Source organism: Flavicella sediminum, assembly GCF_006381105.1.
In the GTDB taxonomy this organism is placed as follows: Bacteria; Bacteroidota; Bacteroidia; order Flavobacteriales; family Flavobacteriaceae; genus Flavicella; species Flavicella sediminum.
Window position 1 is genome coordinate 247,350 of sequence record NZ_VDET01000002.1, and the last position, 14,266, is coordinate 261,615.

Here is a 14,266-nt window from a genome sequence, read left to right on the forward strand (position 1 = left end):
CCATGGCTACTAAAAAATTAAGTTTCTTAGACAGAAATCTGACTCTATGGATATTTGTCGCCATGCTGATTGGTGTAGGTATTGGCTATTTTTTTCCTTCATTTCCCAATACTATTAATTCCCTTAGCAGTGGAACGACCAATATTCCTATTGCGGTTGGATTGCTATTAATGATGTATCCGCCTTTGGCAAAAGTGAATTACGCACTTTTACCCAAAGTGTTTAAAAATGTAAAAATACTCTCCATTTCCTTACTTCTCAATTGGATCATTGGTCCTATTTTGATGTTTGTATTGGCCATCACTTTTTTAAGAGACTATCCGGAATACATGGTGGGCTTAATACTAATTGGTTTGGCCCGTTGCATTGCCATGGTTTTGGTATGGAACGACCTTGCCGAAGGAAGCAGTGAATACGGTGCAGGTTTGGTTGCTTTAAACAGTGTTTTTCAAGTATTTGCCTATAGTTTTTATGCTTGGTTATTCATTACCATACTTCCGCCATATTTTGGTTTCGAAGGCGCTATTGTAGACATTTCAATTGCAACCATTGCCGAAAGTGTAGCCATTTATTTAGGAATTCCTTTTGTCTTAGGTATTTTAAGTAGAAGTATTTTGGTGAAACTAAAAGGTGAAGACTGGTATACCCAAAAATTTATTCCAAGCATCTCTCCACTGACGTTAATTGCTTTATTATTTACCATTGTGGTAATGTTTTCTTTAAAAGGAGAATTGATTGTGGAAATTCCTATGGATGTGCTTATTATAGCAGTTCCTATGCTTATTTATTTTAGCTTAATGTTTGTTATCGGATTTTTCTTTACCAAAGCCACGGGAGCTAGTTACGACAAAACAGCCGCGGTAGCCTTTACGGCAGCTGGTAATAATTTTGAACTGGCCATCGCTGTAGCAATTGCTGTTTTTGGTTTGAATTCTGGTCAGGCCTTTACCGGTGTTATTGGTCCCTTAGTGGAAGTGCCGGCTTTAATTTTATTAGTCCGTGTTTCTTTTTGGTTCCGAAAAAAATATTACAGTTAAACTAATTGAATATAATTCTCATAAAAAACCAGTAGTTTCTATTTTAAGGAACTACTGGTTTTTTGTTTTTGTAAAAAGAATAACTATGCTAGTATTTTAAGCTTTCGCCTTCAATTTGATACTCCAATTGTAATGAAACTTTGAAACTATAGCCCCCGATTCGTCTGTACCTTCAGACACCAAGGTAATTTGTTCAGAATCTCCAGTTGCAATTGTCTTGGCAATTGCCTTTTTTAATTCTTCACCACAAACACATGAAAAACTAATTTTCCCAACAGCTTTTTTGGTGAACTCGCCTTGCTGCCCAACCACTAACATGGATATTTTCTTTTTTGATTTTGCAATTTCTTGCATCATCAAAACTCCTGTTGCCAATTCTGAAGCCATGCCTTGTGTTGCCCAATACATCGATTTAAACGGATTTTGATTGATCCATTGAAAACGAACTCCCACCTCAACGCTCGTTTCTGTAATATCTTTTACTCGTACACCCGACAAATAAGCGGATGGAATTTTAAATAAAAGAAACCAATTTAATTTTCTGGGTGTGAATGTCATCGTTTAAAATTTTAAGACAAGTTATAAAAAAAAACGAAGCAATTTGAAGCTATTTTTTATAGAAAAAAAACGCTATTTACTAGTAAAAGCACAAAATTTAAAAAACAAACTATTTTTATATTCAATTCATAAAATCTCTACAGCCCTTATTAACAGTAACAACGTACCTGAATTAAAAAAACACCTTAAAAAATAAACAGTACTATGCTTTGCATAATACTATATAGTTTATATATTTGTACCATAATCAAAACACTAATTGTAAAAATCATGTACAACAATAAAGAAAATACAAATGCATTTTTAATTCATATTTCTGCATTTACCGGACACTTTTTTCCTTTTGCAGCAATTTTGGTTCCCTTGGTTTTATGGCAAACTCAAAAAGGCAAAAGTGCCTTTTTAGATCACCATGGAAAAGAAGCGGTGAACTTCAATATTAGTTTTGCCTTGTATGCTATTTTATTGGGGCTTACTTTTATAGGAAGCTTTTTTAGGTCCTTATTCCCTTTAATAAAAAACTGGGGAGACGAAAATTTCACCTATAACTTTTCCTATCATTTTGAATCTGGAAATTATTTAATCCCAGCAGGATTCTTTTCAATCATTGGATTGTTTACTGTGATCAAATCAGTTTTGATAATTATAGCCGCTATGAAATCCCAAAAAGGAGAATTGTATTCCTACCCCCTAACAATAAAATTTATTAAATAATATTTAAATCCTTTATATGAAGATAGAAAACACAAAAGCTCAGATGAGAAAAGGGGTTTTAGAATATTGCATCTTGTCCATATTGCAAAAAGGCGACGCCTATACTTCTGAAATACTTGCGACCCTGAAGAGCGCAGAAATGATTGTAGTGGAAGGGACCATTTACCCTTTGCTAACCCGCTTAAAAAATGCGGGCTTGTTAAGTTACAGATGGGAAGAATCTACCTCTGGACCTCCACGTAAATATTATGTACTTACAGAAAACGGAGGTTTGTTCTTAAAAGAATTAAACAGCACATGGAATAATTTAGTAAACGCAGTAGACCTAGTAACAAAAAAAGACAACGATGAATAAAACAATAAACATAAATTTAGGCGGATTCTTCTTTCATATTGATGAAGTAGCCTACCAGGTTCTTAAAAGGTATTTAGAAGCCATTGCTAAATCTTTAAGTGATGACCCCCAAGGTAAAAACGAAATTATTCAAGATATTGAAGCGAGAATAAGTGAGTTATTAAGTGAAAATATCAAAGACGAACGCCAAGTAGTCAATGAAGAAGATATCAATGCTGTAATAAAAATAATGGGACAACCAGAAGATTATGGTGATGGTGATGAAAGTTATACCGAAACGACTTACCAAAGAACTTCGGCTACTTCAAGAAAATTATTTAGAGATGGAGAAGACAAATTTTTAGGAGGTGTGGCTTCCGGATTTGCACATTATTTTTCAATTGACACCATTTGGATGCGATTGGCATTTATACTTTTAACCATTACTATTGGTTTCGGAATTCCTATTTATATTTTACTGTGGATTTTACTACCAGAGGCACGCACCACTGCTGAAAAATTGCAAATGGAAGGAGAACCCGTAACCATAGATAATATTGAAAGAAAAATAAAAAAAGAAATAGACAACGTTAGCGAAAAAATAAAAAATGCCGATTATAGCAAAGCAAAGTCGGGTTTTCAAGATTTTTTAGACACTTTAGGAAAAATAATAATTAGTGTGTTTAAAATTGTTGGAAAATTTATAGGAGCTATCCTAATGTTTGTTGCAGCCATCGTATTGCTATCTTTACTTCTTAGCGGTTTTTCTTTAGGAAGTATTGAACTTATTGGTATCAGTGATGATTTTATTGACATCCCTGCATTCTTTTACGATTCTATAATTCCAACTTGGTTAATTACCATTTTAGGCTTTATCGCTGTCGGATTCCCTTTCTTAATTTTATTTGTATTAGGACTTAGAATTGTGTCTAGTAAAGTGAAACAATTTAGCAGACCTACTTCATTGACCTTATTAGGTATTTGGATCATCGCTATTTTGGGCTTAATTTTTACAGGTATTGAATACAGTTCTACCAACGCCTTTAATGGCTCTAAAGTCGCCAAACAAACTTTTCAATTTGTAGAAAATGACACCTTAAGAATAAAAGTTGTCAATGATGAGGAACTGAACTACAAATCGTATTTCCGAAGAGATTCTGAGCACGAAGTTGTGTATGTTAATGATGAGAAAAGATTGTATTCTACGAATGTTCAAATTGACATATTAGAAAGTGAAAATGATAGCGCCTTTATAAAAATTAGAAGAGAGTCGGAAGGAAAAAACAGAAATTCAGCAACCGAAAAAGCAGAACAAATTGAATACGATTACCAAGTAATTGACAACAATATTATTTTAAACGGCTACTTTTTAAGCGATATAAACAGTCGCCACAAAGACGAAAAAGTTTCCGTTACCCTATACTTACCTATTGGAATGACGGTTTACTTCACCAATTCAGTTCAAAGTTTTATTTACGACATAAAAAACACACAACGAATTTTAGACAGAGATATGATCAACCATTATTTTACAATGACAGAAAATGGCTTTGAATGCACCGATTGTGACGAAAGACTTTACAGAAACTAAAACCAAACTCTCATGAAAAAAATAATTTCTAAAGCAACGCTACTTCTTTTTGTTGCCACACTTATGACCGCATGCCATGTAAATGGATTCAATGGAATTTCAGGAAACAAACATGTGGTAACCAAAGACCGCTCTTTAAAAAAGGAGTTTACAAAAATTGATGTAAGTCAGGGAATAACTGTCTACCTAACCATGGGAAACAAGAGCACCGTTGTTTTAGAAGCTGATGAAAACTTACACGACATTATTATAACAGAAATAGTTGATGGTGTTTTAAAAATTTATGCGAAGGAAAACATCCGAAAAGCCAAAGCTAGAAACGTACACGTAACTGCACCTAAAATAAATACCATTGAAGCCAGTAGTGGTAGTCGAGTGGTATCAGAAAACACCATGATTGTCGATAATTTTGATGCCAAAGCCAGCAGTGGAGCTTCTATAGAATTTTTAATTATTACAGAAAACATCAACTCAACTAGCAGTAGTGGATCAACCATTAAATTAAAAGGAAAAGCCTATGTACACCAAGCCAAAGCCAGTAGTGGTAGTTCAATTCATGCTAATGATTTGGACACAGAAGAAGCTTTAGCCAAGGTAAGCAGTGGTGCTTCCATTAACCTAAATGCAACACACAAATTAAATGCAAAAGCCAGCAGCGGTGGTTCCATTCACTTTACAGGAAAGCCTAAAGAAATAGTCAAAAACTCCTCTTCAGGAGGAAACATCAGCGGCTATTAGCAAACTGTTTTCCCTTTATAAAACCTAAAAAAAGGAGCCTGTCACTAAAGACAGTCTCCTTTTTTATGCTTGTTTATTTCTTATATTTTAATACATAATTGTTTGAACCATCACTTCCATCTAATGCCACTCCACTAGGGCAATATAAGTATTCCGGGTCATTATTTGCGTCCATTAGCAGTTGTGGTCTTTCAAACTTTACTTTTTTACCATACCTGGCATTTGCTCCTTCAGGAACCTTTCCTTTTAAGTAAAAATTTTGCGCGTTATGAAAGCCCGATAAAGGAGCTGCATTGAATTGCAATCCATCATCAGATACCCAAAGTAAACCACCTCCTTTTTCTAATATTCCATGATTATCTGTCGTTAGCAAGCAAATTTTATTTTTCCAAATAAAAGCATAGCCATCTTCTATTCTCACCTTATTAGTTGTTATTGGATTTGGCTGAATAACATACGGTCCCTCTAATTTTTCTGAAATAGCAACTCCCATACTTACTTTTGCACCATTTCTTTTAGGACCTGCCATCGCTTTAAAATACAAATAATATTTTCCGTTTGGATGTTTTATAAGTCCCGGATTGTTAACACCAAGACCACTATTATAACACCAAATAGCAGCATCGTTTGGCGGACTTAATAAAGGCGTATTTTTATTTGGTTTTTCTACCCAAGGACCGCTAAGACTATTGCTGACCAACATGCCTATTCTTTGACTAGGCCCATGATTTTTTGCTCCATCATTGGCTATAAATATTAAAACATATTGATCATCTATCTTTTTAATACTTGGATTGTGAAAACCAGCAGCATTCCAATTCCCATCTCCATTTCCTTGTGCTACAACTTCTACAAATTTAAAAGGGCCTTCAGGACTTTTGGCTACATAATGTGCAATTTCACTATTGTAACGCCAAGCTGTTTTAAATGGCGTTTCTGATGACCATCTTGCAGAAAATAAATGTACATTTCCTTGTTCGTCTCTAATAGGAGAGCTTCCCCAAACATCATAACCGGGTTCATTTACAGCCTCTCCAATAAATTTCCAATAATCAGACAAAGCTGTTGGAGTTTGTATTTCAGAAGCCACATTTTTGTTTGTTTCTGGGTTTTTATTTTTTTTATTTTGACAAGAAGCAACAAATATTGAAAGCATTACGATGCTTACTATTATTTTTTTCATTAGTGATTTTATTAAAAAAGTTTAGATTATTTAATTCAGAGGAAAATGCTTCTTTTTTATTCTTTTATCTTAAATGAAACATGGGTAAATGAACCTGTTGTTATGTCTATAAGAAATTGATTTTCTGTTACAGGCTCTATAACAAAAGATTCTCCTAGAGGTTGATCATCATCATCCCATTGTGTTACACGTATAGTACCATCAATTTTAAAACCATCTAGAATCCCTACAGGATATTCTTCGTAAAAAGGTGGTATAAAAGTTTTACATGGACTCACAGTGTTAATAAAAAACACATTTACTTCATTACCTCTTATATAGGCTCTACTATGAAGTTTCTCCCTACTAAGTACTTCTTCACCATCATGATCTAACATTCTTATAGGTTGTGAACCAATCAAAGCTTCCGTATATGCTCTGGTAATATAATGTCTTGGTGCATTACCACCAGATAAAGGGTAATCCCACCAGCTTACTAAGTCTAATCCAAGATCCGTCCAATCAAACATACATCCAATAGCAAGTTCAGAAGTCCAAATTTCTCTGTCATTTTCGTAAACATTACTACACCTAAGGGCATCCCAATGTGCTTCTGTAGCCCAAGCTTCACGATATTTATCACTTTGAGCTAGTTCATATTCGTATTTTAAATCTGGATGAATAGTTGCATTATGATGATTCATATAATAGTGATTCCCAAATACGTCAAATCTATCTTCTCCATTAATTTTGTATAAATCGTTAAAAGATCCAGATTCACCTAATGGTTTGTAGAATTCTGGAGCCACAATTTTTGGCACCACATAACCAAGTCTTGCCGTTCTTGCTCTTAAAGTATCTACAGCTATCGTAAAATCTGTAACATCCATCCTAGCAGCTTCTTTATCAAAAGCAACATAGTTTACTTCGTGTCCATGTTCATGCATAAACGCAACATAGTCAACAATCAATTGTGCATATTTTACAGGATTAGGCACAGTTGGTGCTTCTGTTGTTACCCAATCAGGAAAATACTCAGCTTTATTTGATGTTAAAACTTTTAAACCTAAAAAAATCATAAAAGGTTCAGTACCATGATAAGATGTTTTCGCATTCTCTATAGATTTTAAAAGAGTTGTGTAAACACTTTCTACAACCTCTCCTTCTGCAGGATGTCCACCAAAGGCATCACCACAATATAATGGAACTCTAAGACCATTCATTTTGGCTTGACCGCTACCTTGACCAAAAGCTTTTTCTGCATTACTGATATTACTTAAAGCTCCAGCATTATGATTCAAGTCATACATATGATATTTTGTAAGCCTTCCAAATTTTTCAAGTGGGGCTATGGTTGCTTTATTTACATATGTTGGTTCTTCATAATCAACAATTTCTACAGTATACTCCACATAATCTCCACTAGAGTGAAGTCTAAACTTTTCAGTAAGTCCCCATTGACCAATTCTTGTTTCTGGCTTTGGTGTTATTATTGATACTGCTTCTGAATATTTATAAGTCACAGAGGTAATCTCTAAAGGATCTTTTACACCTTTTAAAGAAATCTGTTTGTTGGCGACATCAATAACCCCAACAGATTTTTGCCCAGAAGTCAAGGTAACATCAAATTGAGTGAATTTTATTTCATCGTTATTAATTTCAGCAACCTCATCGGTCGCTTTGCTACAGTTATACAAAAAGAAAATAGAGGCAATTAATAGATAAATTTTGTTCATGGTCGTTTAATTTTTTTAAGGCTAAATCATTCTAAAAGTTCTTTCTATTTGAAGAATTTCTTAGAAATCTAATAAAGTTTTAATGGTTAATTATCATTTTATGCTTTGCAAGCTATTTAAAAATCAAAAAACAGCTTGCATAGTATTGTAGCAACAAGGGAGTACAAATGATACAATTCCTATTACCAAACCTGATGTTTAAATACCTTTAACAAAAAAAAAGAGCTTTAAAAAAGTAAATACTATCCTTTTTTAAAGCTCGTTCCTTATTTGGAAGAATTAATAATTGAATTCTAAAACTTCTCCTTTTTTCGTTGCTATTTGCTTTAGCTCATCTTGGTAACGAAGGTTCAGTGTGTTCCCTAATTTTGAAGTAATTACTAAGGTTTTCAATTTCCCTAATTCCCAAGTCATAGCAATTTCAAATCCTTTTTTAGCCACAATTCCTTGTATACTTCCCGATGCCCAAGCTGAAGGCAATGCAGGTAATAGATGCACTTCTCCATTATGACTTTGCATTAGCATTTCTGTAATTCCAGAAACAACTCCAAAATTCCCATCAATTTGAAAAGGAGGATGTACGTCTAACAAATTCGGTAAAGTAGATTTTCTTTGCAAGGCCAAAATATTGTTATAAGCTTTTTCTCCTTCCAACAAACGTGCATAAAAATTAATAATCCATGCTCTACTCCAACCTGTATGACCACCACCTTTTGATAAGCGTCCTGCTAATGTTTTTTTTGCTGCTTCAAATAATTCAGGTGTTTTAGATTTTGAAATTTGATTTGATGGATGCAAGGCATACAAATGAGAAATATGTCTGTGACCTGGTTGCGCTTCTTTTAATTCGTCTACCCATTCTAACAATCTACCATCCTTACCAATTTTAAGAGGTGGCATTTGTTTGATTTTGCTTTTAAGAATATCGCTAAACTCTTGATCAATATTTAAAATTTCTGCGGCACTAATACAATTTCGAAACAATTCAAAAATAATTTCACGATCCATAGAAGGTCCCATATTCAAAGTGGCTTTTTCACCGTTTTTTGTTAAAAAATTATTTTCTGGAGATATGGATGGCCCGGTCACTAAAAGTCCCGTTTTAGGATTTGGCACCATAAAATCAACAAAAAACAAAGCAGCTTCCTTCATAATAGGATAGGCTTTATTTTTTAAATATTCTTTATCCTCTGTATATTCATAATGTGTAAATAAATGTTGAGAACACCAACCTGCACCCATTGGCCACATACCATATCTAGCCTTTCCATTTGCAGCGGTAGCATGCCAAACACTACTTGTATGATGCGCAACAAAACCTCTAGCATTGTATGTTTTTTTTGCGGTAATTCGCCCCATTTCTCGTAAGTCATCAATAAATTCTAAAAATGGCTCATGACACTCAGCTAAATTTGTCATTTCTGCCATCCAATAATTCATTTGAATATTGATATTGATATGATAATCTGAATTCCAAGGTGGTGTAAATCCTGTAGCCCAAATCCCTTGTAGATTGGCAGGCAAAGTCCCCGGCCTTGAACTACTAATTAATAAATAACGTCCAAACTGATATTGTAATTGGGTGAGGTACTTATCGGTGGCTCCTTTTTTTAATTTTTGCAAGCGTTCATCAGTAGGAAACTCATCACCTTTGCTATTAGAAATTTTAAATGAAAGTCGGTTAAACAAGGATTGATAATCAGAAACATGATTTTTTAAAAGTTTGTCATAAGAAGTTTGGGCTATTTTTTCAAGGCTATTTTTAGTTTCTTCTTTAGGATTTAAACCACGATAATTACTAGCAGCTACAACTTTAATTTGCACCTCATCGGCATTGCTTATCACTAATCTCCCTTCTTTAACTTCTGAAATCCCACCTTTGGTTTCAAAATGTACACGAGCATAAAATTGAACCCCGTGACCATTTCCTACATGTTCTGAAAATTCAATACTATTGTCTTTAATAGAAATTTTAGTTTGCTCATTTCGTTTTATCCAAGAAGCAATATTAATTTTCCCGTCTTTATTCGCCTTGAACTTATACACCATTGCTTTGTCTGGAAAACTAGAAAAATAGGTTCTTGTATAAGCTACCCCGTCCGAACTAAATGTGGTTGTAACCAATGATTTATTTATATCCAATTCACGTTTATAATTATTTACGGCACCCAAGTTTGGGGTTTCTATAAATAAATTGGCTAACATTTGGTAAGTATCTGTACCTGTAGGTAAACGATCTGCTAGAATTTTATCTTGAACCATTGCCTCCGCCTCCATGTATTTCTCATCAAATAACAGTTTTTGAATGGCTACAATATGCTTGCCCGCATCTTTCTTATCTCTATTGTAATCCTTGCCTCCTGTCCAAATTGTTTCTTCATTTAAACAAATAATTTCTTTTTTAGGCGTCCCATAAATCATGGCTCCCAAGCTTCCATTTCCAATAGGTAATCCTTGATTCCATTTTGTCGTAGGTTGGTTAAACCAAATTTTTAAAGGAGTTACCTCCTTAGCGACTTCAGTAGGATTGCAACTGATAAAAGTAAATGCTACCAACAGGAAGTAGCTAAACTTCTTCAGCATTTTAACTAGGCTAATGTTCCTTTGCTTGTTCATCTCTATTTTTTTTATTTTAGTTAACGTTTGTTTTTTGTCTTAAGTGATTACTTAGTGGATATTGTATTTCTCTTTTAAATGCTCTGAAAGAATTTGTAATTCCTCATCAAAAAGAGGTCTCTCAAAAATTAAAAAACGAGCAATTTCTCCATCAAAAGATTCTGCTCCTGGATGATTTGTGGCATCTCGTTCTTGACCAATAACCATTTTAGACGGATTGGCTTTGGCGTTTACAGGAAATGATTTTTCTACCACTGCTTTTGTTGTATTCACAAACAATTCCATTTTTACATCGCCTACTCCTGCTCCCATTCGTCCCATAACCAGATAATATTTTTCTTTTAGCAAGGGTTCTTCTGCCAATAACAACGGACTGCCATCACTCCATGTTCCTTTTTGCAATCCATTTCTAGAAGACATCCAAACATGATTTTTTAGGTTTACACCACCCCAAAAACCTTCATACTGACCTTTTTTATCAACATTAGTATTCCGAAGATTTCCGAAAAATGAATTTACCCCTGGTTTTCCTTTTACTTGTTTAGAAACCGACATCACAGAAAACCAAGTATAACCACTTCCTTGGGTTAAATGATCAAAAGCATCTTCTTGATGGTTCACTAATTCTTGTCGATGAAAAACAACCGAATTATGCCCATTTAATTTTGGCACCTTCAGCTTTAATTTAGGTCTACCAGAACCTTTTATTTTTCTACCTGTATCTTGTTTTACAAATTTCTGAATCTTATTAGTAACCGAATTGCTCCAAGAACTTACTTTATCTCTAGCTTCTATCAGCAAGTTTTCGTCTGCGTTTAAATCTAACAATAGCCCTTCAGATAAAGGCAAAGTAGCAGTGTTATTTGAAGAATCTGCTGCCCATTTAATTCCTTCTTCTACTAATTTCTGAAAATTAAAATCAGTATATATTTCTTTGGTATGTCCTAAAGAAGTAAAAAAGGAACGCCCACCATCATAATTATGACACCAAGTAAAAGGATGATCTCCTCTCATTTTTTGAGTTCCTATATAAGAATCTTCATCTACCGACAACAGTACTTTTACGTGGTTTCGAGGATTGGAAGAAAAACGATGCCATTCATCCTTTACTTCCCATTCCTTATCAAGATGTTTTGTGATTTGATTTGTCGAATCTTCAACAAGCAATCTAGCCGACTGCACTTTTGGATGATCTACCAATTTAGTCCCAATCAATCCTTCGTACCAATTTTGAAACTCGCCTCCTTCTTTCCAAATAGCACCAGCGCAATGTATACCTACAAAACCACCACCATTTCGAATATATTTTTGTAATAAAGACTGCTGGGCTTTGGATAAAATTTGCCCTTTGTTTCCACAATTGTTATTAAAAATGATAGCATCAAATGATACTATCACGCTAGTGTCAAAAATAGCAGCATCTGCCGTCGTAACAACTTCCCATTTATTCTGTATTCCTAAATTTTCAATAAGTTTTAAACCCGCCTCTTGTGATGAGTGCACAAAACCATTATCGCCATAAAAATTAAGAATCTTTAATTTTTTAACATCTGTATTTGTTGTTTTGCTCTGCGAAATTAAAGTAAGACTTGTCGTAAAAAATACGATGCTTAAGAATAGGAATTTGTTTTTCATACTTTTAAAAACTTACTAATTGTTCTCACTTTTTGTGTTCCCCCCAAAAGTAGTTAAAAGTAGGGCTGCCTGTGAAGTACAGCCGTATCATACTTAGTGTAAAAATGTTGCATATAGCAAAAAACCCAAGGAAGACACCTCTTATTCCTAAATCTAGCAAGCAATATACGAACAAAGAAATACTTCAACATATAAATTACTAGTACTTCCTTCTTTTAATTATTCTTACCTAGAGGTATAAAAATAGTATACGAATCATTCCCTTTTTTTATGGCCAAACACAAAACACTTGGCTGCTTATTTTCCAAATAAACAAACGGACGCTCCATACGATTGGGAATTAAAAAACCTCCATTTTGCAATTTTATTTTTTTACGAGTAATTTCATAGTTCTTAGCTTTTTCCCAATGCAAACCATCTTTAGAAGTCATTAACCCAATATAAGAATGGGCATGAAAAACAGCATAAAAAGCTGCTTGTTGTTCATCATACCACATAGATACATCTTCGGTATCTAAATTGCCAATTACAGGGTTGGGTTGAATTTTAAAAGGTCCTGTTGGTGATGTAGAAACAGCAATTGCTTGGTTTCTGATAAACTTTTTCTCATTAGGTTTATCTCCTTTTACAATTAAGTAATACTTACCGTCTTTCCCTTGATCAATTGCAGGATTCACAGTAATGTTAGCGATGGGGCCAGATGGTTCTATTATTGGTGTTTCCATTCTTTTCCAAGGACCATTAATAGAATTTGAAACTGCCACACCAGTTCTTTGATTTTTACGAAGCGTTCCTCTATCCGCGTCTTTTAACGATTTTGTACTTAACGCAACTAAATCATCATTTGTAAAATTCTTACCGCCTAAATTAGTAGCGATATAATAGAGATAATATCTGCCTTCAAAATATTTAATTTTAGGATTGTGAGCCGTAATTTCATCCCAATTCCCTTGGCCACTTCCTTTTAAAACGGTTTCCCTGTATTGCCATGGTCCTGTTGCTGCATTTGATTCTGCATGGGCTATTTCCGAAAAAGTTAGCCATCCATTAAAAGTATAGGCTCTTTTCCATCGGGAATAAAACAAATGATAGGTACCTCCTTCATCTTTTAAAATAGAACCTCCCCAATTGTAATACAAAGAATCACGAAAAATTCCATCTTTTTGCAAAGGCTTCATCATTTTATGAATATCCAAACTGTTTTTAGTTTTTTGCGAAACAGCACTTAGCGAACAACATAACAATAGGGTCAATAACAATTTTGATAGAAATATATTCATGGTTTTTGGAACTTATTTTTTTAAAACTATTTCGTTTATTTATGCTGACTAAAAAGCCAATCTATGAGTTTTGGGTCTTTCCACGCCAACTCATACGAATTGTGACCAACATCTTTGTAAATAGTAAAACGAGCTTTGTGTTTCTTAGAACTTCTCAAAGATTCAATCATATCTGAAGAACCAGACAGTGGGACAACATTATCTTTATCACCATGAAAAGCCCAAATAGGAATACGTTTTATTTTTTTTCCCATTGATGGATCGCCTGCACCACAAATTGCAATAGCAGCCGCAATTATTTTCGGATATCGCATGACAAAATTCCAAGCACCATAACCTCCCATAGACATCCCCATGACATACACACGGTTTTTATCTACAGCATATTCTTGTACTACTTTATCAAAAATTTCTTTTGCCAATTTCATAGGTTTACTAGCTGGGACTTCTTTAAATTGATAAGATCCGTCTTTCCAAGGCACATTTACCCACTGTTGTTTTTTAGGGCACTGTGGCATTAAAATAATACTGGGATGTTCTTTTTGCACATCGGTATCCATCCAACCAGCCACCCAAGGACGCAATTGTTTTAAATTGTCATTTCCTCTTGAACCGGCTCCGTGAAAAGCGAGTACTAATGGATATTTATTTTTAGGATTGTAATTGTCTGGTAAAAACAATCGATATGGCATTTTCGCCCCCTCTTTATCTATAAAAACAAAATCCTTCGTATGCTTTTTATAAAAAGACAGCTCGTGTTCTTGAATTTTATTAGCCGAATCCCTATCCAAAACAGCTGTTTGAGCATAGGTCAAATGACCAAGCACAAAAAGAAAGACTGCTGTTATGTTTTTCATTATCAAGT

Annotated in this window: 12 protein-coding genes; 5 read left to right on the forward strand and 7 right to left on the reverse strand. The window is 34.2% G+C overall.

Annotated features, from left to right (window positions below):
• Positions 1-2: 2 nt before the first annotated feature.
• A complete protein-coding gene (arsB, locus tag FGM02_RS01980; protein WP_139956417.1) occupies positions 3-1,037 on the forward strand; it encodes an ACR3 family arsenite efflux transporter in 1,035 nt (344 codons plus the stop codon).
• A 96-nt stretch (positions 1,038-1,133) separates the two neighbouring features.
• On the opposite strand, the gene FGM02_RS01985 is transcribed toward arsB, so the two are convergent.
• Positions 1,134-1,595 (reverse strand): DUF4442 domain-containing protein, encoded by a 462-nt coding sequence (locus FGM02_RS01985; RefSeq protein WP_139956419.1) that lies wholly within the window; start codon positions 1,593-1,595, stop codon positions 1,134-1,136.
• 270 nt (positions 1,596-1,865) lie between these two features.
• Here FGM02_RS01985 and FGM02_RS01990 point away from each other — a divergent pair, with 270 nt between their 5' ends.
• From FGM02_RS01990 to FGM02_RS02005, 4 genes are read left to right on the forward strand one after another with little or no spacing between them, the layout of a single operon-like run.
• Positions 1,866-2,309 (forward strand): DUF4870 domain-containing protein, encoded by a 444-nt coding sequence (locus tag FGM02_RS01990; RefSeq protein ID WP_139956421.1) that lies wholly within the window; start codon positions 1,866-1,868, stop codon positions 2,307-2,309.
• Positions 2,310-2,325: 16 nt separating this feature from the next.
• On the forward strand, positions 2,326-2,664 hold the full coding sequence (locus FGM02_RS01995; protein WP_139956423.1) for a PadR family transcriptional regulator: 339 nt from the start codon (positions 2,326-2,328) through the stop codon (positions 2,662-2,664).
• Positions 2,657-4,234, forward strand: coding sequence for a PspC domain-containing protein (locus FGM02_RS02000; RefSeq protein ID WP_139956425.1), 1,578 nt, complete (start codon positions 2,657-2,659; stop codon positions 4,232-4,234). Before FGM02_RS01995 ends, FGM02_RS02000 begins: the two co-directional genes overlap by 8 nt.
• Before the next feature lie 12 nt (positions 4,235-4,246).
• Positions 4,247-4,972, forward strand: a complete 726-nt coding sequence (locus FGM02_RS02005) for a head GIN domain-containing protein (protein WP_139956427.1) — start codon at positions 4,247-4,249, stop codon at positions 4,970-4,972.
• Between the two features lie 73 nt (positions 4,973-5,045).
• Here the strand turns inward: FGM02_RS02005 and FGM02_RS02010 are convergent, their stop codons facing one another.
• From FGM02_RS02010 to FGM02_RS02035, 6 genes are all read right to left on the reverse strand, one after another.
• Positions 5,046-6,155: a glycoside hydrolase family protein gene (locus FGM02_RS02010; protein ID WP_139956429.1), complete on the reverse strand. Its 1,110-nt coding sequence runs from the start codon at positions 6,153-6,155 to the stop codon at positions 5,046-5,048.
• Between the two features lie 56 nt (positions 6,156-6,211).
• Positions 6,212-7,870: a hypothetical protein gene (locus tag FGM02_RS02015; protein ID WP_139956431.1), complete on the reverse strand. Its 1,659-nt coding sequence runs from the start codon at positions 7,868-7,870 to the stop codon at positions 6,212-6,214.
• A gap of 279 nt (positions 7,871-8,149) precedes the next feature.
• The gene (locus FGM02_RS02020) at positions 8,150-10,486 is read right to left on the reverse strand and encodes a glycoside hydrolase family 95 protein (protein WP_139956432.1); all 2,337 of its coding nucleotides are present in this window, start codon (positions 10,484-10,486) and stop codon (positions 8,150-8,152) included.
• A 51-nt stretch (positions 10,487-10,537) separates the two neighbouring features.
• A complete protein-coding gene (locus tag FGM02_RS02025) occupies positions 10,538-12,121 on the reverse strand; it encodes a ThuA domain-containing protein (RefSeq protein WP_139956434.1) in 1,584 nt (527 codons plus the stop codon).
• Between the two features lie 215 nt (positions 12,122-12,336).
• Positions 12,337-13,401, reverse strand: a complete 1,065-nt coding sequence (locus FGM02_RS02030) for a glycoside hydrolase family protein (protein WP_139956436.1) — start codon at positions 13,399-13,401, stop codon at positions 12,337-12,339.
• Between the two features lie 35 nt (positions 13,402-13,436).
• The gene (locus FGM02_RS02035; RefSeq protein ID WP_139956438.1) at positions 13,437-14,258 is read right to left on the reverse strand and encodes a carboxylesterase family protein; all 822 of its coding nucleotides are present in this window, start codon (positions 14,256-14,258) and stop codon (positions 13,437-13,439) included.
• Positions 14,259-14,266: the final 8 nt, after the last annotated feature.